25 protein-coding genes are annotated in these 26,495 nt (G+C 52.8%); 19 read left to right on the top strand and 6 right to left on the bottom strand.

Going from position 1 to position 26,495, the window contains the following annotated elements:
- Nucleotides 1–7: 7 nt before the first annotated feature.
- On the bottom strand, nt 8–1,723 hold the full coding sequence (locus RDY34_RS07990; protein ID WP_308074073.1) for an ApeI family dehydratase: 1,716 nt from the start codon (nt 1,721–1,723) through the stop codon (nt 8–10).
- Between the two features lie 29 nt (nt 1,724–1,752).
- Here RDY34_RS07990 and RDY34_RS07985 point away from each other — a divergent pair, with 29 nt between their 5' ends.
- Complete coding sequence (locus tag RDY34_RS07985) at nt 1,753–2,385, top strand: 4'-phosphopantetheinyl transferase family protein (RefSeq protein ID WP_308073010.1); 633 nt, start codon at nt 1,753–1,755, stop codon at nt 2,383–2,385.
- 61 nt (nt 2,386–2,446) lie between these two features.
- Here the strand turns inward: RDY34_RS07985 and RDY34_RS07980 are convergent, their stop codons facing one another.
- Genes RDY34_RS07980 through RDY34_RS07970 form a run of 3 tightly spaced genes read right to left on the bottom strand, consistent with a single transcriptional unit; the run spans nt 2,447 to nt 4,969 of the window.
- Complete coding sequence (locus RDY34_RS07980; RefSeq protein ID WP_308074072.1) at nt 2,447–3,685, bottom strand: beta-ketoacyl-ACP synthase; 1,239 nt, start codon at nt 3,683–3,685, stop codon at nt 2,447–2,449.
- Nucleotides 3,679–4,407: a 3-oxoacyl-ACP reductase FabG gene (gene fabG / locus RDY34_RS07975; protein WP_107819535.1), complete on the bottom strand. Its 729-nt coding sequence runs from the start codon at nt 4,405–4,407 to the stop codon at nt 3,679–3,681. The genes RDY34_RS07980 and fabG overlap by 7 nt, the downstream gene beginning before the upstream one ends.
- Nucleotides 4,408–4,444: 37 nt before the next feature.
- Nucleotides 4,445–4,969: a hotdog family protein gene (locus RDY34_RS07970; RefSeq protein WP_003706924.1), complete on the bottom strand. Its 525-nt coding sequence runs from the start codon at nt 4,967–4,969 to the stop codon at nt 4,445–4,447.
- A 154-nt stretch (nt 4,970–5,123) separates the two neighbouring features.
- On the opposite strand from RDY34_RS07970, the gene RDY34_RS07965 reads away from it, so the two are divergent.
- The 7 genes from RDY34_RS07965 (at nt 5,124) to ubiD (ending at nt 9,784) form a co-directional block, all read left to right on the top strand.
- A complete protein-coding gene (locus tag RDY34_RS07965; RefSeq protein ID WP_308184525.1) occupies nt 5,124–5,879 on the top strand; it encodes a beta-ketoacyl synthase chain length factor in 756 nt (251 codons plus the stop codon).
- Nucleotides 5,872–6,630, top strand: coding sequence for a lysophospholipid acyltransferase family protein (locus tag RDY34_RS07960; protein WP_308184524.1), 759 nt, complete (start codon nt 5,872–5,874; stop codon nt 6,628–6,630). Before RDY34_RS07965 ends, RDY34_RS07960 begins: the two co-directional genes overlap by 8 nt.
- Entirely contained in the window at nt 6,627–6,887 is a 261-nt protein-coding gene (locus RDY34_RS07955; RefSeq protein WP_002222118.1) for a phosphopantetheine-binding protein, read from the top strand. The genes RDY34_RS07960 and RDY34_RS07955 overlap by 4 nt, the downstream gene beginning before the upstream one ends.
- Nucleotides 6,888–6,898: 11 nt before the next feature.
- A complete protein-coding gene (locus tag RDY34_RS07950) occupies nt 6,899–7,144 on the top strand; it encodes an acyl carrier protein (protein ID WP_308184523.1) in 246 nt (81 codons plus the stop codon).
- 74 nt (nt 7,145–7,218) lie between these two features.
- Complete coding sequence (locus RDY34_RS07945) at nt 7,219–7,764, top strand: COG4648 family protein (RefSeq protein ID WP_308184522.1); 546 nt, start codon at nt 7,219–7,221, stop codon at nt 7,762–7,764.
- 6 nt (nt 7,765–7,770) lie between these two features.
- Nucleotides 7,771–8,286 carry a DUF2199 domain-containing protein gene (locus RDY34_RS07940; RefSeq protein WP_308184521.1) on the top strand — a complete coding sequence of 172 codons (516 nt, stop codon included), beginning with the start codon at nt 7,771–7,773 and terminating at the stop codon, nt 8,284–8,286.
- 19 nt (nt 8,287–8,305) lie between these two features.
- A complete protein-coding gene (gene ubiD / locus RDY34_RS07935; protein WP_308074069.1) occupies nt 8,306–9,784 on the top strand; it encodes a 4-hydroxy-3-polyprenylbenzoate decarboxylase in 1,479 nt (492 codons plus the stop codon).
- Between the two features lie 64 nt (nt 9,785–9,848).
- Here ubiD and RDY34_RS07930 read toward each other — a convergent pair whose 3' ends face one another.
- Nucleotides 9,849–11,969 carry an AsmA family protein gene (locus RDY34_RS07930; RefSeq protein WP_308184520.1) on the bottom strand — a complete coding sequence of 707 codons (2,121 nt, stop codon included), beginning with the start codon at nt 11,967–11,969 and terminating at the stop codon, nt 9,849–9,851.
- 274 nt (nt 11,970–12,243) lie between these two features.
- Between RDY34_RS07930 and folP the strand changes: the two genes are divergently transcribed.
- From folP to RDY34_RS07895, 7 genes are all read left to right on the top strand, one after another.
- Nucleotides 12,244–13,101, top strand: a complete 858-nt coding sequence (gene folP / locus RDY34_RS07925; RefSeq protein ID WP_308184519.1) for a dihydropteroate synthase — start codon at nt 12,244–12,246, stop codon at nt 13,099–13,101.
- A gap of 129 nt (nt 13,102–13,230) precedes the next feature.
- Complete coding sequence (gene glmM, locus RDY34_RS07920; protein ID WP_308184518.1) at nt 13,231–14,565, top strand: phosphoglucosamine mutase; 1,335 nt, start codon at nt 13,231–13,233, stop codon at nt 14,563–14,565.
- Nucleotides 14,566–14,753: 188 nt separating this feature from the next.
- Nucleotides 14,754–15,437, top strand: coding sequence for a DedA family protein (locus RDY34_RS07915; RefSeq protein ID WP_002257267.1), 684 nt, complete (start codon nt 14,754–14,756; stop codon nt 15,435–15,437).
- 447 nt (nt 15,438–15,884) lie between these two features.
- The gene (locus RDY34_RS07910) at nt 15,885–16,877 is read left to right on the top strand and encodes an asparaginase (RefSeq protein WP_308074067.1); all 993 of its coding nucleotides are present in this window, start codon (nt 15,885–15,887) and stop codon (nt 16,875–16,877) included.
- Nucleotides 16,878–16,884: 7 nt separating this feature from the next.
- On the top strand, nt 16,885–17,664 hold the full coding sequence (locus tag RDY34_RS07905) for a TatD family hydrolase (RefSeq protein WP_308074066.1): 780 nt from the start codon (nt 16,885–16,887) through the stop codon (nt 17,662–17,664).
- 90 nt (nt 17,665–17,754) lie between these two features.
- Nucleotides 17,755–18,831, top strand: coding sequence for a peptide chain release factor 1 (prfA, locus tag RDY34_RS07900; RefSeq protein WP_308074134.1), 1,077 nt, complete (start codon nt 17,755–17,757; stop codon nt 18,829–18,831).
- Nucleotides 18,832–18,994: 163 nt separating this feature from the next.
- Nucleotides 18,995–19,993 carry a 2-hydroxyacid dehydrogenase gene (locus RDY34_RS07895; RefSeq protein ID WP_308074065.1) on the top strand — a complete coding sequence of 333 codons (999 nt, stop codon included), beginning with the start codon at nt 18,995–18,997 and terminating at the stop codon, nt 19,991–19,993.
- Nucleotides 19,994–20,066: 73 nt separating this feature from the next.
- On the opposite strand, the gene serS is transcribed toward RDY34_RS07895, so the two are convergent.
- Complete coding sequence (serS, locus tag RDY34_RS07890) at nt 20,067–21,362, bottom strand: serine--tRNA ligase (protein ID WP_308074063.1); 1,296 nt, start codon at nt 21,360–21,362, stop codon at nt 20,067–20,069.
- Nucleotides 21,363–21,503: 141 nt separating this feature from the next.
- Between serS and RDY34_RS07885 the strand changes: the two genes are divergently transcribed.
- The 4 genes from RDY34_RS07885 to RDY34_RS07870 all read left to right on the top strand — a co-directional run bounded on the left by RDY34_RS07885 (nt 21,504) and on the right by RDY34_RS07870 (nt 26,439).
- Complete coding sequence (locus tag RDY34_RS07885; protein WP_188210613.1) at nt 21,504–22,052, top strand: RNA pyrophosphohydrolase; 549 nt, start codon at nt 21,504–21,506, stop codon at nt 22,050–22,052.
- A 133-nt stretch (nt 22,053–22,185) separates the two neighbouring features.
- Complete coding sequence (locus tag RDY34_RS07880; RefSeq protein ID WP_115437539.1) at nt 22,186–23,730, top strand: AAA family ATPase; 1,545 nt, start codon at nt 22,186–22,188, stop codon at nt 23,728–23,730.
- A complete protein-coding gene (locus RDY34_RS07875; protein ID WP_025456615.1) occupies nt 23,708–24,328 on the top strand; it encodes a retron system putative HNH endonuclease in 621 nt (206 codons plus the stop codon). The genes RDY34_RS07880 and RDY34_RS07875 overlap by 23 nt, the downstream gene beginning before the upstream one ends.
- 125 nt (nt 24,329–24,453) lie before the next feature.
- The gene (locus RDY34_RS07870; protein WP_308074062.1) at nt 24,454–26,439 is read left to right on the top strand and encodes a DNA topoisomerase IV subunit B; all 1,986 of its coding nucleotides are present in this window, start codon (nt 24,454–24,456) and stop codon (nt 26,437–26,439) included.
- Nucleotides 26,440–26,495: the final 56 nt, after the last annotated feature.

Genomic DNA, 26,495 nt, shown 5'->3' with positions numbered 1-26,495 from the left:
AGGCGGTTCATCGTTCTTCTCTTGCGGTTGGGTTGGGGCTGTCCTGCGGCGTGTCGAATACCAGCCTCCCCGAGGCGCAGGCGGCATCCTGTTTTTGGATTTTAAACGACAGTTTGTTTTTATCGGCATCGTATCCGAGTTCTACGGAAATGTCGTCATACGGGCGGATAAACTGTTGGTATTTCAGGTTTTCGATACGGATGACGTTTTGCCTGCCGAAGGGGTGCCGTGCGGCAAGCCGGCGTACCCATTCCAATTCGACTGCGCCGGGGACGAGTGGGAAGGTGGAAAAATGTCCGCCGAAATAGGGTAAATCCAGCGGTACGCGGGTTTGATAGCGCAACCGGTTTCCTTCGGGCGGCAAGGTGTGCCATTGCGGCGCGGCGGGTTCTGCCAATGCCGTCTGAAAGTCCGCTGCGGTAATTTTCCCTTGTCCGTTGCGCGGCAGACGGTCTGTAAAACGCCAGTAGCGCGGCAGGGCAGCCGTGTCTTGCGTTTGGGCAAGGTGTTGCTTGAGTGCGGCGATAACGGCGGTGCGCCCCTGTTCCAGCCACGCCGTAATGCCTTCCGTATCGAGTGCCGCCCAAACGGCAATGCGTCCGTGTTCCGGATGCAGGGCGCAATGTGCGTCGGCAATCCAAGGGTGTTTCAGCAATTCGTGTTCGATTTGGTTGAGCGAAATGCGTTTGTCTGCCAGTTTGATTATCCTATCCTGCCTGCCCAGCAGGGCAAAACCGTCTTCGTGGGTTTCGATGCAATCGGCAATGTATTGCACGCCGTTTGTCCACGGCGAAGAGATTTCCGCCGATTTGCCAGTATTGCGGACGGAGACGTTGGGGAACGGTTGCCACAAGGTCTGTTTTTGGCGGGAGGCGATGATGCCGGTTTCCGTACTGCCGTAAACTTCATAAGGGCGGACTGTATATTGTTCCAACAGGGCGGCGGTTTCCGGTGGGAGTTCCCCGCCTGCGGAAACGATGCCGGCTATCCTTCCGTTTAACGCCGCCCAATCCCGATTTTCGCCGAAACGGTTGAGCAGGGCGGGGCTGGCAATCCAGACATTTTGATAATCGGACGGCACGTTCAGGCTTGCCGACAGCAGCAGTTCGGGATAGGCATTTTGCCTGCGGATCATCGTCCACCCCATCAGCAGCGGAAGCGCGAAGCGGAAGGTCAGTCCGTACATATGTTGCGGCGATACGCTGCCGAGGACGGCGGTTTTGCCGCGTCCGAACGGGATTGCCGAAGCCAGCGTGCGGGCTTCCGATTCGATTTGTGCGGCGGTTTTGACGATTGTTTTGGCTTCCCCGCCGGAGCCTGATGTACGCAAATGCACTTCTGATTCGGGCGGGATGTCCAATGCTTGCGGTATGCGGCTTTCAGACGGCATACCGCCGCAAGGGGTTGGTATTTGCCAAACGCTGATGCCGTCTGAAACAATATCGGTGTCGCTCAGCAGGATTTGTGCGGATTTCGCCCAAGTCAGGTTTCCGGGTGCGGTATTCGGCAGCAGCAGGGCTTTGCCGCCGCTATTCCAAACGGCAAGCAATGCGGCTGCGAACAGCGCGGCATCGTCAAACCACAATGCCGCCGAACGGATGTTGTTTTGCGTTAATTTTAACGACAGGGCGTGTACCGTGCGTATAAAATCGGCGCGGGTCCACAGCGGGTCGAGGGCAATCGGCGTATTGTCGGAGAAGTTGATGTCAAACATTCGGGTCATATATTCCAAATGGCAGAACGGAGGGTGTCGTGCCGGATAAAAAAACAGTATTGCAGTGCCGCCTTGCCGATGCGTCGGCCGCCGCTGCTTATCGGGAATCCTGTCTGGACGATGCGGACAGGGCGCGCCTGCTGCGCGCGCCGGAATTGGCAGGGCGGACGGATTGGCGGGTCAGCCGGTTTTTAAAGCAACAAGGAGGCAAGGTACGGTCGCTTTCGCACAGCAAAGGGCGGGCGGCGGTTTTGGTCTGCGGCGGCGGCACGGTTTGCGGTGTCGATATTGAAACGATCCGTCCGCGCAATTTTCAGGCACTTGCCGAATGGGTTTGTTCCCCTGAAGAACGGGTTTTTTTGGCACGTTCCGGTTGGCAGGCAGAGGCTTTTTACCGCCTGTGGTGCATCAAGGAAGCACTGCTTAAAGCCTGCGGTTTGGGTTTTCCGCAAGATATGGCGAAAGTCGGTTATCTGACCGACGGTTCGGCGGTTTACGGTTTACGTGCGGATGGCGGGACCGGTTGGCACGCCGTCAGCGCAATCTGGTGCGGCGACGCGGTTGTCGCCTGCGTGTGGCGCGGAGCTGCCGAATTGGCGTGGCAATATTGCGGAACGGATGCCGTCCGGACGGTTTGCCATATCGAGCGGATAGGCGGCAAGGAAGTCTGAAAGGGCAGTTTGTTGTTTTATTCCGTTTTAAATCAATATGATGTAATCGGATTATGCGGCTTTATCCGTCCTTCCAACGTTTGAACACCAGCGAAGTGTTCACGCCGCCGAAGGCGAAATTGTTGCTCATCACGTAATCGGTTTGGATTTCACGTCCGCCGCTTAAAATATAGTCCGCCTTGCCGCAGCGCGGATCGATGTCGTTCAAGTTCAGGGTCGGGGCGAACCAGCCGCCGTTCATCATTTCAATCGAGAACCACGCTTCCAGCGCGCCGCACGCGCCAAGCGTGTGTCCCAAATAGCTTTTTTGCGAACTCATCGGCACAAATCCGAATACAGCTTCAGTCGCCAGCGTTTCGGCGATGTCGCCTTTTTCGGTTGCCGTGCCGTGCCCGTTCACATAGCCGATTTTGTCGGGCGTGATGCCCGCGTCTTGCAGCGCGAGTTCCATACATTTCTGCATCGTGTCTTTTTGCGGCTGGGTAACGTGGCTGCCGTCGCTGTTGGCGCCGTAGCCGACGAGTTCGGCGTAAATTTTCGCATCGCGCCGTTTGGCGTGTTCCAATTCTTCCAACACGAAAATCCCCGCGCCTTCTCCAATGACCAGCCCGTCGCGGTTCACGTCGTATGGGCGCGGGGTTTTTTCCGGTTCGCCGTTGCGGCGGCTGGCGGCATAAAGCGAGTCGAAAACATACACTTCGGACGGGCAAAATTCTTCGCCTCCGCCCGCCAGCATCATATCGGTCAGCCCGTATTTGATGGCTTCGTAGGCATAACCTATGCCTTGGCTGCCGGACGAACACGCGCTCGATGTCGGGATGATGCGCCCTTTCAGCCCGAAAAAGATGCCGATATTGGCGGCGGTGGTGTGCGGCATCATACGCACATAGGTGTTGGCACTGAAGTTGCGCGACGTGCCGGTCAGCAACAATTCGCCAACATCGCCGATGTCTTTGGTGCTGCCGCTGGAAGAGCCGCAGGCAACGCCCATCCGTCCGTCGGTAATGCTTTCGTCCCCGAGCAAACCGGCATCTGTCAAAGCCTGCTCCGCCGCATCGACGCACAGGTACGACACGCGCCCCATACTTCTGAGCTGCTTGCGCGTCCAATGTTTCGGCGGCGCGTAATTTTCAATCGGCGCACCCAGTTGCGCTTCCAATTCGGGGAAACGTTCGTGCCAATCCATATATTTGACGGCGTTTTTTTCGGCTTTGAATGCTGCCTGTATGCTTTGCCAATCCCGGCCGAAGGCGGTAATGCCGCCTATGCCCGTTACTGCGACCCTTCTGGTATTCAACACAAACCTCCGTTCACCGCAATCACCTGGCGCGTGATGTACGCCGCTTTTTCATCCATCAGGAAACGCACCGCGTGCGCCACTTCTTCCGGCAGCCCCATACGCGCGGCGGGGACAGCCTTTAAGATTTCTTCGACGGGTACATTTTCATCGACAATCTCTGTATCGATTAAACCTGGTGCCACGCAGTTGACGGTAATTTTGCGTTTTGCCAACTCAACCGCCAAAGCTTTTGCCGCGCCGATAATGCCCGCTTTTGACGCGCTGTAATTGACCTGCCCGCGGTTGCCCGTCAGGCCGGATACCGATGCCATGCACACAATCCGTCCGGCTTTGCGGCGGCGTATCATCGGCATAACCAGCGGATGCAATACATTGTAAAAACCGTCCAAATTAGTCCGCAGCACCACATCCCAATCGTTGTCTGAAAACGCGGGGAAGGCGTTGTCGCGCGTCAGTCCGGCGTTCAACACCACGCCGTAATACGCGCCGTTCGCTTCGATGTCGGCGGTCAGAATCTCGCGGCAGGCTTCGCGGTCGGACACGTCAAACTGCAACACGCGCGCATTTCTGCCCAAAGCGCGGATTTCTTCCGCCACGGCTTCGGCTTCGTCGCGGCGGCTGCGGCAGTGGACGGCGATATCAAAGCCGTCTTCCGCCAAACCGAGTGCGGCGGCTTTGCCTATGCCCCTGTTGGAGCCGGTAATCAGGACGGTTTCGGTCATCGTTGTTCTCCGTATGTGTGTGCCTGTTCAGACGGCATTAAGTTGTTTCGACAGGGTGTTCGGGGCTGTACACGTTGAGTGAGGCGCGCGCCAAAATGCCGTCTGAAGGGAGTGTTCTGGACGAAGTTTCCGGCGCGTCTGTCCAACGCAGTTCGCAGTCGAACACGCCCATTCCCCCGGCATCTTGAATAGACATATGCGCCGTTGCCAGCAGATGCGTGCCGACAGGGACGGATTGGGCGAAGATTTCAAGTTTGCGCGTGCCGAGCAGGAAGCCGAGCCGGACCGGCCGTGCGTTTTTTCGGGCTTGGAGGCCGGCATATGCGCCGACAGCCTGCGCCATCAGTTCGATAAATGCCGTGTAGGGCAGTATGCCGCCGACCAGCAGGATGTGGTCGGGTTTTATCTGCGCCCCTGCTTCGACAAAATCATCGCCGTATCGGGTAATGCGGTCTATCAGAACCATACGCCCGCTGTGCGGCAGCAGGGAGGCGGTGTCGGTAATCGGGCATTCTGGCAGTGTGTCCATATATTGCGGCGGCAGGCTGACAAATACGGGCATTATAATGATAAATGTAAATTCAGGCTAATTCTGGCGGTTTGCCGAGGGGCGGCGTTGTCGGAGAAAGGGGGCAGAAATGCGTTTGAATTTCGGCATTGTCAGGGGGATAGGCTTTGGTTAGAATGCGGCACAGTGTAAATTTTTGAAAGAAACTATGCCGCCGATTATTTGCCGGTTCCACTTCGACATCGCCGACTGGCGGGTTTCGGGCAGCAAAATGCGCGATATGGCGCAGTGGGCAAAATGGGCGGAATGTCCGGATTTTGCCGACGGTTTGCCCGATGTCAGGCCGGAATTGCCGTTCCTGCCCGCTATGCAGCGCCGCCGTTTGAGTAAGGCGGCGCGTTTGGTATGCGACGCGGCTTGGGACATTGCCTCCGCCCATCCCGGCAGTCCGGTAGTTTATGCCTCGCACGACGGGGAAATGGCGCGCAGTTTCGATTTGTGGTTGGAACTGTTGAAATCGCATACCGTGTCGCCGACTTCGTTCGGTTTGTCGGTGCACAATGCAACGGCGGGGCAGTGGTCGATATTGCGTCAGGATATGGGCGAGCAGACGGCATTGGCCGTGTGTGCCGACGGTGTGGAGACGGCTTTGGCGGAAGCGGCATCACTGTTGAAAGAGGGATGCGGGTCGGTTTTGGTTTTGGTGGCGGACGATCCGCTGCCGGAAGGATATGCCGTATCGGCAACGCGCGCGCCGTTTGCTTATGCTTTGGCGATGGTTCTGACCAAAGGGACGCGTTACAGCCTGACTTTATCTGCTTCGGACGATATGCCGTCTGAAACCGGTATGCTGTCCGAGGCATATTGGAGCGGTTTGGAATGGGTGCGTTTTCTGTTGAACGGCAGTCGGGAATGCCGCCGGGTATATCGCAATCGTGAATGGCTGTGGCAGCGGAATGGGTAAATTGGATTATTGCCGCCGTTTTTTGGCGACTTGGTTAGGATTTGTGATTTTCGGTGTCGGCGGCATTATGATGAAATTGGTTTTGCTGCCTTACACTTTAAACGGCACTTCAAGGTCTGTCGCCCGCCAATTGGCGGCGCGCCGGATTATCGGAACATCTTGGCGTTTGTTCGTTGCTTATCTGAAATGGTCGGGCGTGTTGGAGGTATCGTTCAAGGGTGTTGAAAAACTCAACCGCCCGGGACAGTTGATTTTGGCAAACCATCCGTCTTTGCTGGATGTGGTGCTGCTTGTCGGTCATGTGCCCGAAATGAACTGCATTGTGAAAAAAGATTTGCAGCACAATCCGGCAATGAGCAGCCAGATTAAAGGTGCGGGCTATATTCCGAACGAAGAGTCGGAAGCAATGCTGGAAACGGTAAAGGCGGTTTTTGACAGCGGGCAGAGCCTGCTGGTGTTCCCCGAAGGAACGAGGACGGGCTGGGACGGACGGGTAAAAATGCACCGGGGCGCGGTTTCTTTGGGACTGCGCTATGCCGAAGTGATTACGCCCGTATGTATCAAAATGAATCCGCCCAATTTTAAAAAGGGGCAGCCGTGGTACCGCATCCCCCCGAAAAGGATACGGTATGAAATTACGGTCGGAGACGACATCCTCCCCCAAGACTGGCTCGCCGAGAAACCGTTGCCGATTGCGGCGCGGCGGCTGAATGAATATCTGCAGGACTATTTTACAAGGAAAACCATATGAACGACTTGGAAAACCAAATCAAGCAACTGATTATCGACAGTTTGGCTTTGGAGGATATAACCGCCGCCGACATCGGCAGCGAAGACGCGCTGTTCGGCGACGGAGGGCTGGGGCTGGATTCCGTCGATGCGCTGGAATTGGGCTTGGCGGTGCAAAAACATTTCGGTTTCCGATTGGACGGCGAGCAGGAGAACTTGCGCGAACATTTTGCCAATGTCAAAACACTCGCCGCCTTTGTCAAAAGCCGCCAAGCATAAGGATGAAACATATGACCGAACAAGAAATCTACCGGTTGTTGCGCGATACCCTGACCGAGTTGTTTGAAATCGAACCAGAACGGGTTACGCCCGATACCAACCTTTACGAAGATTTGGAAATCGACAGCATCGATGCCATCGACCTGATCGACCGCATCAAACGTGAAACCGGCCACAAGCTGCAGGCTGAAGATTTCCGCAATGTCCGCACCGTCAACGACGTGGTACAGGCGGTATTGAAAATTCAGGCGGGGTAGGCGGCATCTCTGATTATTTTTCAGACGGCATATTGTTATCGGATGCCGTCTGAAAACATTTGTGCGGATTCAAAATGAAACCCGGTTTTTTCGGACATATTTTTCTGACCATATTAAGCATTGCCTATCCGGCTTTGTGGTATTACGGCAGGGAGGCGGGGTGGTTTGTCTGGCTGGCGGCGGCGATGTGCGGGTTGTGGCTGCTGCGCGCCCTGACTGCCAAATTGCCCCAACAGCGTTATACGGCTTTAGCCGCCACGCTGTTTTTTGCCGCAGTATTGGTGTTCGGGCGGCATGATTCGATGTATTGGTATCCCGTCCTCGTCAATCTGATGATGTTGGCGGTGTTCGGGGGAAGCCTGTTTGCCGGGCAGACGGTGATTGAAAAACTTGCGCGGCTGCAACAGCCCGACCTGCCTGAAAAAGCCGTGCGCTATACCCGCCGGGTAACGCAGGTTTGGTGCGTATTTTTTATAATCAACGGGACGCTTGCCGCTTTGTTGGCACGGTTGGGGCGATATGATTGGTGGGCGGTTTATACCGGCGTGATTGCCTATGTATTGATGGGGATGCTGTTTGCCGGCGAATGGCTTTACCGCAAACTCGTTTTGAAAGTCTGAAACCTTATGCACACTTGCACTTCCTGCGGCGAAAACCACGAAGAAATGCCCGCAATCGGCTTTACCGCCCCCTATCCCTATAATCAACTCAGTGAAGAAGAACGCATTGCTTATCAAGCGGAATGCGATTCTGATTTCTGCATCATCCGCTATCCCGACCAAACCGACCGCTTTATCCGCGCGGTGCTGCCTATTCCGATTATCGGGCATCAGGAAACGCTGGAATACGGCGTGTGGGTGTCCGTCAGCGAAAAGAGTTTTAACGACTATCAAAGCCGCTTTTACGACAATCCGGAAAACGTCGTTTATTTCGGCATGATCTGCAACTGGCTGCCCCCTTACAAATCCGACACTTTCGGTCTGCACTGCAATGTTGTTACCCAACCCGATGGCCAACGTCCTTTGCTGCAACTTCATCAAAGCGGCGGACATCCGCTGGTACGCGACTTTTATCACGGCATAGAATATGCCGAGGCACAGGCAAGGATAGGAGCGGTATCCGAATCGGATTGTTCAGGATAAAAGGACAAAAAGGATAAATATGAAATACAAAGACCTGCGCGACTTCATCGCTATGCTCGAGCAACAGGGCAAACTCAAGCGCGTCGCGCATCCTGTTTCCCCGCATTTGGAAATGACCGAAATCGCCGACCGCGTGCTGCGCGCCGAAGGGTCGGCATTGTTGTTTGAAAACCCAGTTAAGCCCGACGGCACGCGCTACGATTATCCCGTGTTGGCAAACCTGTTCGGCACGCCCGAACGTGTGGCGATGGGCATGGGCGCGGATAGCGTGTCCAAGCTGCGCGAAATCGGGCAGACGCTGGCGTATCTGAAAGAACCGGAACCGCCCAAAGGCATTAAAGACGCGTTTTCCAAACTGCCGTTGCTGAAAGATATTTGGAGCATGGCGCCGAACGTGGTGAAAAACGCGCCGTGTCAGGAAATCGTATGGGAAGGCGAAGACGTTGATTTATATAAACTTCCGATTCAGCATTGCTGGCCGGAAGACGTTGCGCCGCTGGTTACATGGGGCTTGACCGTCACGCGCGGCCCGTACAAAAAACGCCAAAATCTCGGCATTTACCGCCAACAATTAATCGGCAAAAACAAGCTGATTATGCGCTGGTTGTCGCATCGTGGTGGCGCGTTGGATTATCAGGAATTCCGCAAACTCAATCCCGATACTCCGTATCCCGTCGCCGTCGTACTCGGCTGCGACCCCGCCACCATTTTGGGCGCGGTAACGCCTGTTCCCGATACCTTGAGCGAATACCAGTTTGCCGGACTGCTGCGCGGTTCGCGGACGGAGCTGGTGAAATGTATCGGCAACGATTTGCAAGTGCCTGCCCGCGCAGAAATCGTGTTGGAAGGCGTCATCCATCCGAACGAAACCGCGTTGGAAGGTCCATACGGCGACCACACGGGCTATTACAACGAGCAGGATCATTTCCCTGTGTTTACGGTTGAACGCATCACCATGCGTGAAAACCCGATTTACCATTCCACCTACACAGGCAAACCGCCTGATGAACCCGCCGTTTTGGGCGTGGCATTGAACGAAGTGTTCGTACCGCTCTTGCAAAAGCAGTTCCCAGAAATCACCGATTTTTACCTGCCGCCCGAAGGCTGCTCCTACCGCATGGCGGTGGTCAGTATGAAAAAACAGTACGCCGGCCACGCCAAGCGCGTGATGATGGGCTGCTGGTCGTTCCTGCGCCAGTTTATGTACACCAAATTCATCATCGTGGTGGATGACGATGTGAACGTACGCGACTGGAAAGAAGTCATCTGGGCAGTAACCACGCGCATGGACCCTGTACGCGATACCGTTTTGGTGGAAAACACGCCCATCGACTACCTCGACTTCGCCAGCCCCGTCAGCGGACTCGGCGGCAAAATGGGTTTGGATGCAACCAACAAGTGGCCGGGCGAAACCGACCGCGAATGGGGACGAGTAATCAAAAAAGACCCTGCGGTTACGGCTAAGATTGATGAGATTTGGGGGGAATTGGGGTTGTAGGTTTTACGGTAATGCCGTCTGAAGCGCGGGGGCGTTTCAGACGGCATTTTTGTACGCAGGGTATTTACGGTTCTTTAGGTTTGAGCCACTGCCATTGTTCCAGCAGGGTGTCTTCGAGGATTTTCTGTTTCTCTTTGCGCGAATTGATGCCGCCGGTCAGCCTGCCGTAATCGACGGTAATGGATGGTTTGTCCACCGTACCGGTGATTTTCAGGGGAATCGGTTTGTTTTTCGGATGGACGGCGTTGCGGATAAGGACATCTTCAGACAATTCCTGCGTATCCAGATTGGTATAGCCGTTGCTGGTAACATAGAGGCTGTCTGAGAAGAGTTCGGTATCGATGTGGCGGCTGATGCCGTCTGAAATTTCGCTGTTGAGCGTGAATCGGTGGAAGGGTGTGCTGGGTACGGCATTGTCGGCAGTTTTGCCCGAAATGCCGTTTTTCAGGATATTGTCCATGTCGATACCGTGCCATGCGCCGTTGGAAATATTCAGCGACAGGCTGCCTTGAAGCGAGCGGATAAGCTCTTTTCGGGTTTCGCCGCTCGCGGTCAGGTCGATGACCGCATCGCCGTTGCCGCTGAAGCTGTGGAAGCCGAACAGGTCTTGCAGCAGCGGTTGGATTTGGATGTTGCTTGCATTTTGTTGCAGGCGGTAAGTGGCGGGACGGGTGTTGGCGATGCTGATGCCGCCTTCGGTATGGCCGCCGTAAAGCCCTGACTTGAAACGGCTGAGCGCGATATGGCCTTTGTCGGCGTGGAGGTAGGTTTCCATATCGTCCAGTTGCAGGCCGGGAAGTTGGACATTGCCGATTTTAAGGTGGGTCTCGATATCTCCGGACAGCCTGCCGAGGGTGTCGGGAAATATTTTGCCGTTTTGTTGCCGCACGTCGTCAAGATAGGGGGTCAGGTTCAATTTTTGCAGTGCGACGGCGGCTTCCAGGTGCGGTGCGTCTTCATGTGTGTATCTGAATTTCGCGGCAACGGTTTGGCGATCGAACGAACCGTTGAGTTCGGCATGCCACTGATGAAGGTTTTTTATGGACATCGAACCGTCGAGCTGGCTGATGAAACGGGGTTGCGGCAGGCGGTTGACGGTATCCTGAAGGGTTGATACATGCAGGCGCGGTGCCTCCAGACCGTTGTTCCGGTTCCAAACCAATGGCGAGCCGAGGGAAAAGTTGGTTTGAAGGCGGGGTGTTTTGACGTTGCCGGAGATTTCGGCGTTGCCGATGTTGCCGATACCGGGGTGAAGTTTGGCCTTATCGAGTTTGAACGATCCGCCCCATTGGGAATTCCCGCCGTCGGCGGTAGCGGTAAATGTCCCGTTGACGGTTTCAATTTTGATGCTGTTGTTCCTGAGTGCCAGCGTAGGGATTTGGGCGGTTAGGTGGAGGTTGTGGAAGGCGGTGTCGGCACGCAGGCTGAGGTTGGCCGCATCCGGTCCGTCGGCGTTAAAACGGATAGTGGGGTTGCCGGTGGTGGAAACGGTAATGCCGTGCCCGTTTAGGGCGGTCTCGGCTTCGAAATGGAACGGTGAGATTTCGGGCGTGCCGATGCCGTCTGAAAGGAACAGCCCCCTGCTTTTCCACGGGACGGACAGCTTCCCCCAAACCAGTATGCCCGAACTTTCAAACGGCTGCCCCGCCGAATCGGGGGATTGCAGGTTGAGGCTGACTTCCTTCAGGGTAAGCCGGTCTTGCGGCAAGTCGAGGCGGACGGTACTGTTTTCGATGATGATGCGGTTTATCGAGGCTTTGCGTTTTGGGTTGTCGATAAGGTCTTGGATGTTCCAAACGCCTTTCCCGTCGCGCGTCAGGGCAAGTTCCGCACCCGAAACCACCCATTTTTCAACCTGTATCTGATCCGACCACAGATTTTTCCAGCTCAATCCGATTTTGGTTTCTTTGATGGAAATGGCAGTCCGGTCGCCGCCGGGTTCGGTAATGGTCAGGTTTTTCAGGATGACGGTCGGCCGGGGCAGAAGCCTGCGCTGTATATCCGCATCAAACGAGATTTTCCGGTGCGTATGGGCAATGCTTTGTTGGAGGCGGCTTCGGATGTTTTCGGGTGTGAAGATGCGATATACGGAAGCGTGCAGCCCGATTGCTGCCAAAAGCAGTATCGTCAGCACGGCTACCGCATATTTCAGACGGTATTTGTGGAAGACCGATAATAAATCCATAGCCTGAAAAGTCTGTAAAACACGCCACAGTATAACACGGCTTGTAGAAATCCTATTTTGTGCGGGCAGATTATCTTGTATAAAGGGGTAATGCCCATAAGCAGGCATACCGCCGGATCAGGTATCGAGGGTGTTGCCGCGTTTGCAGGGGCAGTGTATGTTTCATACGGCGGCGGATTCTGCAAGATGCTTTTTTGAAATACCGATGCCGTCTGAAACGGACAAGTTTTGTTCAGACGGTATATAATTTGCTTTTTATTCCGGAGGCACGGATATGGTCGGATGCGTTTGGCAGGCAGGACGGTTTGAAATCGGTTTGGACAAACCGAAAATCATGGGCATCGTGAATCTCACGCCCGATTCTTTTTCCGACGGCGGCGCGTATTCGCAAAACGCCCAAACAGCTTTGGCGCATGCCGAACGGCTTTTGAAAGAGGGTGCGGACATTCTCGACATCGGCGGCGAATCGACGCGGCTGGGTGCGGATTATGTTTCGCCTGAAGAAGAATGGGCGCGGGTTGCGCCTGTTTTGGCGGAAGTGGCGGGGTGGGGCGTTCCCGTCAGTTTGGACACGCGCCGCACGGTGGTTATGGAAAAAGCGTTGGCACTCGGCGGCATCGATATTATTAATGATGTGGCGGCGTTGACCGACGAAGGCGCGCTCGAATTGCTGGCGAGTCAGGCGGATACGGGCATTTGCCTGATGCACATGCAGGGTTTGCCGGAAAACATGCAGATTAATCCGAAATATCAGGATGTTGTCGGCGAAGTGGCAAGGTATTTGAAGGCGCGGGCGGCGGAATGTGTCGCGGCAGGCATCGCACCGCAACGCATCACACTCGACCCCGGTTTCGGCTCCGGCTTCGGCAAAACCTTGCAACACAATATCGCACTGATGCGGCATTTACCCGAATTGATGGCGGAAACAGGCTTTCCGCTGCTGATCGGCATATCGCGCAAGAGCACGATAGGCGAGCTGACCGGCGAGGCAGACGCGGCGGCGCGCGTACACGGCAGCGTGGCGGCGGCGCTGGCTTCCGTGGCGCGCGGCGCGCAAATCGTGCGGGTGCATGATGTGAAGGCGACGGCGGATGCTTTGAAGGCGTGGGAAGCGTTGGGCATCAATCTGTAAACAGTGGTTCACATACTTCATGCCGTCTGAAAAGGACGGTGCGGCTTCAGACGGCATTAACGGTGCAGACAGCAAGGCATAAACTGACTGTATAATCTCGGACAACGGTTCACATTCTCGGAGCAACACATGGCAAAAAAATATTTCGGCACGGACGGCGTACGCGGCGAAGTCGGGCAGTTTCCGATTACGCCCGATTTTGTATTGAAACTCGGCTATGCGGCGGGTCAGGTTTTGGTTCAGCACGACACCGACCAGAAACCGACCGTTTTAATCGGCAAGGATACGCGTATTTCCGGTTATATGCTGGAAGCCGCTTTGGTGGCAGGTTTTACCGCCGCAGGTGTCAACGTTATTCAAACCGGACCGCTGCCTACGCCCGGCGTGGCTTATCTGACCCGTGCGCTGCGTTTGTCCGCTGGTGTGATGATTTCCGCGTCGCACAATGCCTATTCCGACAACGGCATCAAATTCTTTGCCGAAGGCGGCGTGAAGCTTTCCGATGAAATCGAGTTGGAAATCGAAGCCAAAATCGACGAAGAAATGAAAACCCAGCCTTCTGCACGCCTCGGGCGCGCACGCCGCATCAGCGGTGCGGACGACCGCTATATCGAATTTTGCAAATCCACCTTTCCCAGCCATTCCGACCTTCGGGGTTTGAAGTTGGTTATCGATACCGCCAACGGCGCGGGGTACGGTGTCGCACCCAAGGTGTTTCACGAACTGGGCGCACAGGTCGTCAGTATCGGCGACGAACCCAACGGCTACAACATCAACGAAAAATGCGGTGCGACTTATACCAAGACACTCCAGGCAGCCGTTTTACAGTATGAAGCCGACTACGGCATCGCCTTAGACGGCGACGGCGACCGCCTGATGATGGTCGATAAAAACGGTAAGGTTTACGACGGCGACAGCCTGATTTACGTCATCGCCAAAGCCCGAGCCCGAGAAGGTATCAACATCGGCGGCGTGGTCGGCACGGTCATGACCAATATGGCGATGGAAATCGCCCTGAAAGAGCAGGGCGTCGATTTCTGCCGCGCCAAAGTCGGCGACCGCTATGTGTTGGAACAGCTGAACCAACGCGGCTGGCTCATCGGTGGCGAAGCCAGCGGCCATATTTTGTGCATGGACAAACACAACACCGGCGACGGCATTATTTCCGCGCTGCAAGTTTTGGCGGCGCTGCAAATCCTGAACCAAGACCTCGCCACCGTTTGCGCCGACTGGCAGCCGTATCCGCAAACTATGATTAACGTACGCATCCAAAAAGGTCAGAAATGGCAGGAAGCTTCGAAAGACGTGTTGGCCGAAGTGGAAAAAGAACTCGAAGGCAAAGGAAGGGTTGTGTTGCGCGCTTCGGGAACCGAACCCGTCGTGCGAGTGATGGTTGAGGCACGACAGGCCGATTGGGCGCGCGAAGGGGCGGAACGTATTGCTTCCGCCATCGGCAGCCTTTAGGCAAAATCAGGAAAAACCGTTTCAACAGCGGCGGTTTTCCTGTTTAAATGCCGTCTGAACACGATACGGGCGTGAGTGTTTCCGTGCAATCGCTTTCAGACGGCATAATCTTTGATAGAATGCCTGCTTCATGTAGAAAATGTTTCGGTTTGTTCTGACTTTTTATCTCCGACAATGGAATATCCGCCATGTTTGCTTTTTTAGAAGCCTTTTTTGTCGAATACGGTTATGCGGCTGTTTTTTTTGTATTGGTCATTTGCGGTTTCGGCGTGCCGATTCCCGAGGATTTGACCTTGGTAACAGGCGGCGTGATTTCGGGTATGGGTTATACCAATCCGCATATTATGTTTGCAGTCGGTATGCTCGGCGTATTGGTTGGGGACGGCATCATGTTTGCCGCCGGACGAATTTGGGGGCAGAAAATCCTAAGGTTCAAACCTATTGCGCGTATCATGACGCCGAAACGTTATGAGCAGGTTCAGGAAAAATTCGACAAATACGGTAACTGGGTCTTATTTGTCGCCCGTTTCCTGCCCGGTTTGAGAACGGCCGTATTTGTTACAGCCGGTATCAGCCGCAAGGTTTCATACCTGCGTTTTATCATTATGGATGGACTGGCCGCACTGATTTCCGTCCCTATTTGGATTTATCTGGGCGAATACGGTGCGCACAACATCGATTGGCTGATGGCGAAAATGCACAGCCTGCAATCGGGTATTTTTGTTATCTTGGGTATAGGTGCGGCCGTCGTTGCTTGGATCTGGTGGAAAAAACGCCAACGTATCCAGTTTTACCGCAGCAAATTGAAAGAAAAGCGGGCGCAACGCAAAGCCGCCAAGGCAGCCAAAAAAGCCGCGCAAAGCAAACAATAAAATCAAGCACCTAAATAGGTTGCCGATATTCAATAGTTTCCGTGTTTTTTCATCCACAAAGCGGTATCTCATGCGTTGGAAATTCTCGCAAGGTCTCTGACCTTGTTGCGGTTTCCGTTCTGAGTCTCACGCTTTGTGAATATAGTGGATTAACAAAAATCAGGACAAGGCGACGAAGCCGCAGACAGTACAAATAGTACGGAACCGATTCACTTGGTGCTTCAGCACCTTAGAGAATCGTTCTCTTTGAGCTAAGGCGAGGCAACGCTGTACTGGTTTTTGTTAATCCACTATAAAAATCCACTTGGAAAATCAAATATCGACAGCCCTTGGGTGCTTTTTCATTTGAAGGCCGTCTGAAAACCGTCCGCGCTGCCAAATTGCCAGCCTGTCCGAAATATAGTTAAATAAGCCGTATTATTATTTTCAGACGACCCGATGATGTCCATGAAACAAAAAATCTTCGTTCTCTACACAGGCGGCACCATAGGCATGACCCAAAGCAGCGAAGGCCTGCGCCCCGATACCGCACTGGTCAGCCAAGCCCTTTCCCCCTTTTCAGACGGCCTCGATTTCGAGTGGCACGTCTGCAATCCCTTGATTGATTCCTCCTCCGTTACGCTGCAACACTGGCGCGATTGGCTGGACATCATTGCCGACAAACTCCCTTCATGCGACGGCATCCTGATACTGCACGGCACGGACAGCATGGCGTACACCGCCAATCTCCTCGCGCTCGCCCTGCAAGGTTTGGGCAAACCGATTGTCCTGACTGGTTCCCAATGGCCTTACGCCGCCGAAAACAGCGATGCCCCGCGCAACCTCTCCACCGCCGTTGCCGCCCTCAGCCTCAAGCTCAAACAAACCGTCATCGCGTTTGACGGCAAACTGTATCCCGCCGTCGGCAGCAGCAAAGTCAGCACCGAAACTGCTGCAGGCTTCGACAATCCGCATTTCGGCACGCTTGCCGAATGGGACGAAACCCGGGGTTGGCACAATCTTCGCCTCCCGTCCCAAGACGCAGCAGCCGTTTCAGACGGCCTCAAAATCCGCTATCCCGATCCTCAGGCAAAAATCGCCGTCCGCACGCTTATCCCCGGCTTTGCTGTCCAAGAACTTGCGGACGGACTCGGACAGCTTCCCGCCCACGCCCTTATCCTGCAAAGCTACGGACACGGCAACACCCCCGCAGACGAAGGTTTCATCCGCGCCGTGCAAGACTTTACACAGCAAGGCAAATTGTTGCTCAACATCAGCCAAGTCCGACAAGGCAGAACTGCCGCCGTTTACGCGCAAGGCAATGTGTTCCGCAACTCGGGCATCATCAACGGCGGTAAATGCAACCTCGAAACCGCCACCGCGCTCATGACCCTCGCCGTATCGCAAGGCTGGGGTGTGGAAGATGTAGAAAAAGAATTGGTAAGACTAAAGTTAGTGTGAAATCGAAATGAACCTTACCGACACCCATTGCCACCTCGCCGATCCCGCCTTACGTGAAAACCTGACGCATGTTTTGACCGCAGCGCGGGAGGCTGGAGTAGGGCGGTTTATCGTTCCCGCGACTCGGCCGCAGGATTGGCAGGACGTGGCGGATTTGGCGGAAAGGGCGTCTGAAAATCCGCTTTGGGGTAATATCCATATCGCGCTCGGCATCCATCCTTGGTTTTCAGACGACGTTTCCGAACCGGATTTCCAGCGTTTGGAACAAGCATTGCAGGCGCGTTCGACGGCATGGGTCGGCGAAATCGGCTTGGATTTTTACGACAAAACCCAAACGCCGCCACAGCGCGAACGGCAAATTCAAGTCTTCAGCCGCCAGCTTGCCATCGCGCAAACCCTGCGCCGCCGCGTGATTATCCATAATCTCAAAGCCACCGCCGACATCGCCGCCGCCGTCAAACAGACAGGCTTTGCCCAAGGCGGCATCGTTCACGCCTTCTCAGGCAGCGCGGAAGAAGCGCGCGTGTTGACGAAACTGGGTTTCAAAATCGGCATCGGTTCGTTGTTGCTCAACCCGAACGCGCGTAAAGTGCGCGATACGCTTAAAGCCTTGAACGACGGGGATTTCGTATTGGAAACGGATAGCCCGTTCATGTTGAAAAACACCGTCAATACGCCTGCCAATATTCTTCGGATTGCCGAAATTGCCGCGCAGATACGCGGTGTCGGCGCGGCGGACATCGCCGCGATAACGGAACGCAATGCCGACAGCCTGCTCCGTCCCTAGATTATCTTTTTGAATATTCAGAAAATATATTATAATGACCGCGTTTTGATGCCGTCTGAACATTCAGGCGGCGTTTGTTATGGAAGAATTATGAAGCCGTCTATTTTAGAAAAACTGCAACAACTCGGCGACCGGTTGGAAGAAGTTACCCACCTTTTAGGGCAACCCGAAGCCACGGCAGACATGGACAACTACCGCAAGCTCACGCGTGAACACGCCGAATTGACGCCCGTGGTCGAAGTATTTCAAAACTATCAACTGGCGCAAAGCGACTTGGCGGATGCCGAAGAAATGCTGTCCGACCCCGAAATGAAAGACTTTGCCGCCGAAGAAATCGAAGCGGCAAAAGCCAAAATCAACACGCTCGATACCGAACTGCAAAAACTGCTGCTGCCCAAAGATGCCGACGACGACAAAAACATCTTTATCGAAGTACGCGCCGGTACCGGTGGCGACGAAGCCGCGCTGTTTGCAGGTGATTTGCTGCGTATGTACAGCCGCTACGCCGAACGCAACCGCTGGCAGGTTGAAATCGTGTCCGCCAACGAAAGCGAATTGGGCGGCTATAAAGAAGTCATCGCCCGTATTGTCGGTTTGGGCGCGTACAGCCGTCTGAAATTCGAATCGGGCGGTCACCGTGTGCAACGCGTCCCTGCAACCGAAAGCCAAGGCCGTATCCACACTTCAGCCTGTACCGTCGCCGTCATGCCCGAAGCGGACGAACTCGAAGATATCGAGTTGAATCCCGTCGACCTTCGTATCGACACCTTCCGTGCATCCGGTGCGGGCGGTCAGCACATCAACAAAACCGACTCCGCCGTCCGCATTACCCACCTGCCCACCGGCATGGTGGTCGAATGCCAAGACGGACGCAGCCAACACGCCAACAAAGCGCAGGCAATGAAAGTCCTCGCCGCCCGCCTGAACGACGCGCAAAAACGCGAAGCCCAAGCCAAAGAAGCCGCCGAGCGCAAATCCCTCATCGGCAGCGGCGACCGCAGCGAACGCATCCGCACCTACAACTATCCCCAAGGCAGGGTAACAGACCACCGCATCAACCTTACCCTGCACAAGCTGGATTTCGTGATGGACGGCGATTTGGAAGAAATCACCGATGCCCTGATTGCTGAGCATCAGGCGGAGCTTCTGGCGGCGATGGGCGATTGAGTTTTGTGTTTTGAAATGGAAATGCCGTCTGAAATCCAAGTTTCAGACGGCATTTTGCGTCTGCCGTGCATGCAATCAATTTTAATCCGCCATATTCTACTGATTTGTTTGAATTCAGTGTATTATGCCGTTTCTCAACCATAGGCGACAACTGGACATATTGATGAAGATTGCGATTTACGGTACGAAAAGCTATGACCGCGAACATTTTACCCGCGCCAACCGGCATTTCGGCTTCGAGCTGGAGTTTTTTGATTTCATGCTGGATGCGAAAACGGCGAAAATGGCGGAAGGCGCGGAAGCGGTCTGTATTTTTGTAAACGACGACGGCAGCCGGCCCGTGTTGGAAAAATTGGCGCAAATTGGCGTGAAAACTGTGGCGTTGCGTTGTGCCGGCTTTAATAATGTGGATTTGAAGGCGGCTGAAGAGTTGGGCTTGAAAGTCGTGCGCGTGCCCGCCTATTCGCCCGAATCGGTTGCGGAACATACGGTCGGTCTGATGCTGACTTTGAACCGCCGTATCCACAAAGCTTATCAGCGTACCCGCGATGCGAATTTTTCGCTGGAAGGTCTGACCGGTTTCAATATGTACGGCAAAACGGCGGGTGTTATCGGCATGGGGAAAATCGGTATCGCAACGATGCGGATTTTAAAGGGTTTCGGTATGAACCTGCTGGCTTACGATCCGTTTTGCAACCCCGAAGTGGAAAAACTCGGCGGAAGATATGTGGAGTTGGACGAGCTGTATGCCCGGTCGGACATCATCACGCTGCATTGCCCCGCCACTCCGGAGAACCACTATATGCTGAACGAAGCGGCGTTCGACAAAATGAAAGACGGTGTGATGATTATCAACACCAGCCGTGGCGGCCTGATTGACAGTTCTGCCGCCATTGAGGCGTTGAAACGCCGGAAAATCGGCGCATTGGGTATGGATGTGTACGAGAACGAGCGCGAGCTGTTTTTTGAAGACAAATCCAACGATGTGATTACCGACGACGTGTTCCGCCGCCTGTCGTCCTGCCATAACGTGCTGTTTACCGGACATCAGGCATTTTTGACGGAAGAGGCGTTGGGTAATATTTCGGAAGTTACGCTGTCCAATATCCGCGAGGTCGGACAGACCGGCGATTGCGGCAATGCGGTTTGTGCCGACGGTTGACGTGTTTTAAAAGTTTAAAGGAAATGCCGTCTGAAACAGGTTTCAGACGGCATTTGACGTTCAGGGTTAAGGCTTATTTCACTTCCAACTTGGCAACACCGCCCATATAAGGCTGCAAAGCGGCAGGGATATTGATGCTGCCGTCGGCGTTTTGATGGTTTTCCAATACGGCGACCAGCGTTCTGCCGACTGCCAAACCGGAGCCGTTCAAGGTATGTACCAAGCGGTTTTTGCCGTTTTCGTCTTTGAAACGCGCCTTCATGCGGCGTGCTTGGAAATCTTCGCAGTTGGAACAGCTTGAGATTTCGCGGTAGGTGTTTTGCGCCGGCACCCAAACTTCCAAGTCATACGTTTTTGCCGCGCCGAAACCCATATCGCCGGTACACAGGGTAATCACGCGGTAGGGCAGTTCCAAGGCTTTCAGGATGTTTTCGGCATGACCGACCATTTCTTCCAGTGCGTCGTATGATTTTTCGGGATGAACGATTTGTACCATTTCCACTTTGTCGAACTGGTGCTGGCGGATCAGGCCGCGCGTGTCTTTGCCGTATGAACCCGCCTCGCTGCGGAAGCAGGGCGAATGCGCGGTCAGTTTCAGCGGCAGTCCGCCTTCGTCCAAAATGCTGTCGGCAACGGTATTGGTCAGGGTAACTTCGGCTGTCGGAATCAGATATTGCGTGGTTTTGGTTTCGTCGCCGCCACGGGTAACGTGGAACAGATCTTCCGCAAACTTCGGCAGCTGGCCCGTGCCTTGCAGGGTGGTGTCGTCCACGATATAGGGCGTGTAATGCTCGGTATAGCCGTGTTTCAGCGTGTGCGTATCGAGCATGAATTGTGCCAGCGCGCGGTGCAGACGGGCGATTTGTCCGCGCATCACGGTAAAGCGTGCGCCGGACAGCTTCGCGCCGCCTTCAAAATCCAAGCCCAAAGGCTCGCCCAAATCGACATGGTCTTTGATTTCAAAGTCAAATTCGCGCGGCGTACCGACTTTGCGGACTTCGACGTTTTCGGTTTCGTCTTTACCGGTGGGTACGCTTTCGTGCGGCAGGTTGGGTATGCTCAACAACCATGCGTCCAATTCTTTTTGTACGGCATCCAAATCGGCGGCAGCCTGTTCCAAATCGGTTTTGATTTGAGCGACTTGATCCATGGCCGCCTGCGCCTCTTCATGTTTGCCCTGACCTTTCAGTGCGCCGATTTGTTTGGAAATGCTGTTGCGCGAGGCTTGTAGTTCTTCGGTTTTCACCTGAACGGCTTTTCGCTGCTCTTCCAGCGCATTGAAACGCGCGGCATCAAACTCGTAACCGCGCGCCGCCAAGCGTTCTGCCACAGCGGCGGTGTTGCTGCGGAGCAATTGGATGTCTAACATGGTCTGATTCCCGAATTAATTTGAAACGTATTATTGTAAACCAAATTTAAGATATTTTCCCGAATCCGTCTGTGTTTCGACATGCTTGAACCCTATCGTCCGATTTGTCAAAACCGTTCGATTTGTGGGAAAATCTCAAGATTGAATTTAACGGAGGGCGACACCGTGTTGGACAGAGAAGGCTATCGCCCCAATGTCGGTATCATCTTAATCAACAACCGCAACGAGGTCTTTTGGGGCAAGCGTGTGCGCGAACATTCTTGGCAGTTTCCGCAAGGCGGCATCAAGCCGGGCGAAAGCCCCGAAACCGCGATGTACCGCGAGCTTTACGAAGAAGTCGGACTTCTGCCGCAACACGTCAAAATCGTCGGGCGGACGCGCGACTGGCTGCGTTACGACGTGCCGAACAACTGGGTGCGCCGCGAATGGCGCGGATCCTATCGCGGACAAAAACAGATTTGGTATCTTTTGCGTTTGGTCGGCCGTGACAGCGATGTCAACCTCCGCGCCTGCCACCATCCCGAATTTGACGGCTGGCGTTGGCACCAATATTGGGCACCCGTTGACGAAGTAATTGATTTCAAACGAGACGTTTACTTGGGGGCATTGGAAGAACTCTCTTCCCGCTTCCTGCGCGGCATGGAAAGCTACGAAGACTTTATCCGTCGCAATCCAATAGAAAACCTATAATCCAAACGCTTTCAGGCCGTCTGAAAGCGTTGTTTTTCATCCTTTCAGACGGCATGGCATTCAAATTATACAGACTGTAAAATCATATTTTTCTGACACCAGCAAATGCTCCCATGAAGCAGAAAGTAATAAAATGCAAGTAAAATCAATAACTCTACATAATATTGGACAATTCAAAGAATTAACCATTCCACTCGCGCCTTTAACTGAAAATGCACCTAAGGTTGCTGTTTTTATTGGGAATAACGGCTCAGGAAAAACAACAGTTTTGAAATCGTTGGTTACGGCGTTGAGTTGGCTGCCTGCGCGTATTCGTAGCGAACGTGGGCGAGGTTTGGATATTCCCGAAGAAGTGATTATGAATGGACGGTCTTCAGGAATGGTGGTGCTGAGTATTGAAAATACCAAAAAATCATTTACATGGCAGCTTAGCAAAGCTCAAAAGGGCAGGAAAAATCAGTTTTCTACTGATTTGAAAGATATTAATGAATTAGCAGATATTCATCGCACTAATTTAACCGAAAATGAACAAGCTGATTTGCCGATATTAGCTTTTTATCCTGTTGAACGCAGCGTATTAGATATTCCGTTAAAAATTAGAGAAAAACATTCTTTTGAACAACTTAACGGTTATGATAATGCGTTGGAAATGGGCGTTGATTTTAGACGATTTTTTGAGTGGTTTCGTGAAAGGGAGGATATTGAAAATGAAGAAAATGCATTTTCAGAAATAGGTCAAATAATCAATGGGCTAGGTGAGCTGGATTCAAACATGGACAGCTTGTTTAATGCTTTTGATAAGATGGCTTCTTTACGAAAAGATATTGAAAAAAAAGAGAACGCGCTTGTTAAAGCTAAAAATGATAATGAATTAGAAAAAATAGCTGATTTCTCTGAGCAGTTAATTGAATTGATGAATAAATTTATTGAAACAAAATCACAGACTGATTTATTTTTTACAAACGCTGTGCCATCGATAGGAAAAGATGCTTTAAGAAAAAAAATAAATTATTTGGATATCCAATTAAAAACAGTTAAAGATGCAGTACAGAATTTTACTAATTTTGAAAATATTAGGGTTCAAAGAAAACCTAAATTACGCATGATTGTAAAAAAAAATAATCTAGAATTTGAAGTTTCCCAACTCTCCCAAGGCGAAAAATCCCTAATGGCATTGATAGGCGACATTGCTCGTCGTTTGGCAATGCTTAACCCAAGTTTGGAGAATCCCTTGAATGGACATGGTATTGTAATTATCGATGAAGCCGATTTACATCTACATCCACAATGGCAACGTCAATTAATTGAACGATTGACCAAAACCTTTCCAAATTGTCAATTTGTATTAAGCACACATTCGCCGCTTGTAATTAGCGATAGTAAGGATATTATTGTTTATTCATTAGAAAATGGAGAAATACAACAAGTATCATCACAATATGGGCAAGATGCAAACACGGTTTTATTGAATGTAATGGAAACAGCTATTCGCAATGAAGAAGTTACCCAAAAATTGAATCATTTATTGGATTTAATTCAGGATAATCAATTGGATGAGGCAAAAATTAAGTTAACTACATTACGCCAAGATCTGCCTGAAAATAATTTAGAATTAGCCAAGGCTCAACTTTTACTCAAAAAACAGGAAATCCGTTATGAGAAAAATTCAAAAAGCTGATGAGCCTGTCAGTTTTGCCAGGTACAAACAAGACAACCCTGCTCATCAATACAAAGATTTAAATGATGAGATTGTCCGCCAAGATATTCGGCAAAAATGCACAGAAGAACAATATTATTTATGTGCTTATTGCTGCAAAGCAATTTCAGGAACAAATGTGGATACCATGAATGAGCATATTCAGCCACGCCATCATTACCCCAATTTGTCTATGGATTTTAATAATATTGTAGCAAGTTGCAATCAAACAGGGCATTGTGACAATTCAAAAGATTCGAAAATCCTTCCACTTACGCCTTTGATGGACGAATGTGAAACTGAATTTGAATTTAGAATAAATGGTGCTGTAAGTGGTAAAACAGAAAGGGCAAGAAGTGCAATTGATATTTTGCAATTAAATCATAAAAAATTATGCGAATCAAGAAAGCAAGCTATTAATTCCATGCTTATAAATCATGGACTTGGAAATCCAATTGAAGTGGAAGATGATGAGTTATTACAATCCGTTTGTGATGATATTATGCAACCTGAAAACGGAAAACTTATTGCTTTTACGCCAGCTATTGTCAATGCAATTAAAAATTGGACTAACTCATAAGAAAATAGCCAAAACTCGATTTTTATTATATTAAAGCTTTTTACTAATAAGAAATATGGTATGTCACAAGGAATATTTTACTAATTAATCAAATCTTCAAATTCCATTTGGCAAACAACATAATTATGACAAAAAAGACACAATACAGCGAATCCAGCATCACCGTCCTCAAAGGCTTGGAGCCGGTCAAAGAACGACCCGGCATGTACACCCGCACCGACAGCCCGACCCACATCTGCCAAGAAGTCATCGACAACGCGGCGGACGAGGCGTTGGGCGGTTTCGCCACTGAAATCGACGTGCGCATCCACGACGACGGTTCGCTTTCCGTACACGACAACGGACGCGGCATTCCCGTCGGGCTGCACCCTGTCGAAGGCGTACCCGTGGTCGAACTTGTGTTTACCCGTCTGCACGCGGGCGGCAAGTTCAACAAAAAAGACGGCGGCAGCGCGTATGCCTTTTCTGGCGGTCTGCACGGCGTGGGCGTGTCCGTCACCAACGCCCTCTCCACCCGCCTTGAGGTCACCGTCAAACGCGAAGGCAAAGTCCACCGCATCGTGTTTGCCGGTGGCGATGTCATTGAGCCATTGACTGAAGTGGGCAAATGCGCCGTCAAAGACAGTGGCACCGAAGTGCGCGTCTGGCCGGACGGCAAATATTTTGAAAGCCCGAATTACAGCATTCCCGAACTCGAACGCCTGCTGCGCGCCAAAGCCGTGCTGCTGCCGGGCGTGCGCGTTTCCCTGACCCGTCCGGTCAAAGGCGAAGACGAAGCGCGCACTCAAACCTGGCATTACCCCGACGGTCTGAAAAGCTATCTGACCGACCTGATTGCCGACGCGCAGGAAGCCGTGCCTATCTTCTCCTGCGAAAACTATATTTCAGACGATCACAACGGCGATTTCAGCATCGGCGAAGGCGCCGCCTTTGCCCTGACTTGGCTGGAAGAAGGCTCGTGCGCCAACGAAAGCTATGTCAACCTCATCCCCACCCCGCTGGGCGGCACGCACGAAGCAGGTTTGAAACAAGCCGTGTTCAACGCCGTCAACAACTTTATCAATCTGCACAACCTCTTGCCGCGCGGCGTGAAAGTACAAAGTGACGACGTGTTCGGCAAAACTGCCTTTGTCCTCTCTGCCCGTGTCCTCGACCCGCAGTTCCAAGGTCAGACCAAAGACAAACTGACTAACCGCGATGCGCTGAAACTCGTTGCCGCCGTATCGGGCGACCCTTTGGAATTGTGGCTGAACCAAAACGTGGATTTCGGCAAAAAAATCGCCGAACTCGCTATCCGTCAGGCACAAGCACGGATGCGTTCGGTTAAAAAGATTGAAAAGAAAAAAGGCAGCGGCGTCGCCGTCCTGCCCGGTAAACTGACCGACTGCGAAAGCGAAGACATCCGCGAAAACGAACTCTTCCTCGTCGAAGGCGATTCCGCTGGCGGCTCCGCCAAACTCGCCCGCGACAAAGCCACCCAAGCCATCCTGCCTCTGCGCGGTAAGGTGCTCAACAGCTTTGAAGTCTACCCCGACCAACTCTTCGGCAACGCCGAAATCCATGATATTTCCGTCGCCATCGGCGTTGATCCACATGGAATCAATGACCATCCCGATTTAAGCGGCCTGCGCTACGGCAAAATCGCCATCCTATCCGATGCCGACGTGGACGGCTCGCATATTCAGGTTTTGCTGTTGACCCTGTTCTACCGCCACTTCCCCAAACTGGTTGCCGACGGACACATCTACGTCGCCCAGCCGCCGCTGTTCCGCGTCGATGTCAACGCACAAGGCAAAAGCAAACCCGCCCGCAAATTCTACGCTCTCGACCAAAACGAACTCGACAGCATTTTGGAGCGACTGCAAAAAGAAGGCGTTAGAGAAACCGCCTATTCCATCAGCCGTTTCAAAGGCTTGGGCGAGATGAATCCCGACCAGCTCAAAGACACCACCATGCACCCCGACACCCGCCGCCTGTTGCAGGTGCAAATCCCCGAAGGAGCGGATGACGAAACACGCGACATCTTCGTCAAACTGATGGGCAAAGGCGAAGCCGCCGCCCGCCGCGCTTGGATGGAACGCGAAGGCGATACAGCGGAACTCGATATTTGAACCGTGATTGCCGCATACGAAAAAATGCCGTCTGAAACCAAATCGGCTTTCAGACG

Source organism: Neisseria polysaccharea (assembly GCF_963392925.1).
In the GTDB taxonomy this organism is placed as follows: domain Bacteria; phylum Pseudomonadota; class Gammaproteobacteria; order Burkholderiales; family Neisseriaceae; genus Neisseria; species Neisseria polysaccharea.
Note: the sequence above shows the minus strand (reverse complement) of the source record. Positions and strands in the feature narration are given on the sequence as shown.

Coding starts and splice junctions, on each gene's coding strand:
- RDY34_RS07990 (WP_308074073.1), bottom strand. CDS start 1,723: ATGACCCGAATGTTTGACATCAACTTCTCCGACAATACGCCGATTGCC.
- fabG (WP_107819535.1), bottom strand. CDS start 4,407: ATGACCGAAACCGTCCTGATTACCGGCTCCAACAGGGGCATAGGCAAA.
- RDY34_RS07970 (WP_003706924.1), bottom strand. CDS start 4,969: ATGCCCGTATTTGTCAGCCTGCCGCCGCAATATATGGACACACTGCCA.
- RDY34_RS07965 (WP_308184525.1), top strand. CDS start 5,124: ATGCCGCCGATTATTTGCCGGTTCCACTTCGACATCGCCGACTGGCGG.
- RDY34_RS07960 (WP_308184524.1), top strand. CDS start 5,872: ATGGGTAAATTGGATTATTGCCGCCGTTTTTTGGCGACTTGGTTAGGA.
- RDY34_RS07955 (WP_002222118.1), top strand. CDS start 6,627: ATGAACGACTTGGAAAACCAAATCAAGCAACTGATTATCGACAGTTTG.
- RDY34_RS07950 (WP_308184523.1), top strand. CDS start 6,899: ATGACCGAACAAGAAATCTACCGGTTGTTGCGCGATACCCTGACCGAG.
- RDY34_RS07945 (WP_308184522.1), top strand. CDS start 7,219: ATGAAACCCGGTTTTTTCGGACATATTTTTCTGACCATATTAAGCATT.
- RDY34_RS07940 (WP_308184521.1), top strand. CDS start 7,771: ATGCACACTTGCACTTCCTGCGGCGAAAACCACGAAGAAATGCCCGCA.
- ubiD (WP_308074069.1), top strand. CDS start 8,306: ATGAAATACAAAGACCTGCGCGACTTCATCGCTATGCTCGAGCAACAG.
- RDY34_RS07930 (WP_308184520.1), bottom strand. CDS start 11,969: ATGGATTTATTATCGGTCTTCCACAAATACCGTCTGAAATATGCGGTA.
- folP (WP_308184519.1), top strand. CDS start 12,244: ATGGTCGGATGCGTTTGGCAGGCAGGACGGTTTGAAATCGGTTTGGAC.
- glmM (WP_308184518.1), top strand. CDS start 13,231: ATGGCAAAAAAATATTTCGGCACGGACGGCGTACGCGGCGAAGTCGGG.
- RDY34_RS07915 (WP_002257267.1), top strand. CDS start 14,754: ATGTTTGCTTTTTTAGAAGCCTTTTTTGTCGAATACGGTTATGCGGCT.
- RDY34_RS07910 (WP_308074067.1), top strand. CDS start 15,885: ATGAAACAAAAAATCTTCGTTCTCTACACAGGCGGCACCATAGGCATG.
- RDY34_RS07905 (WP_308074066.1), top strand. CDS start 16,885: ATGAACCTTACCGACACCCATTGCCACCTCGCCGATCCCGCCTTACGT.
- prfA (WP_308074134.1), top strand. CDS start 17,755: ATGAAGCCGTCTATTTTAGAAAAACTGCAACAACTCGGCGACCGGTTG.
- RDY34_RS07895 (WP_308074065.1), top strand. CDS start 18,995: ATGAAGATTGCGATTTACGGTACGAAAAGCTATGACCGCGAACATTTT.
- serS (WP_308074063.1), bottom strand. CDS start 21,362: ATGTTAGACATCCAATTGCTCCGCAGCAACACCGCCGCTGTGGCAGAA.
- RDY34_RS07880 (WP_115437539.1), top strand. CDS start 22,186: ATGCAAGTAAAATCAATAACTCTACATAATATTGGACAATTCAAAGAA.
- RDY34_RS07875 (WP_025456615.1), top strand. CDS start 23,708: ATGAGAAAAATTCAAAAAGCTGATGAGCCTGTCAGTTTTGCCAGGTAC.
- RDY34_RS07870 (WP_308074062.1), top strand. CDS start 24,454: ATGACAAAAAAGACACAATACAGCGAATCCAGCATCACCGTCCTCAAA.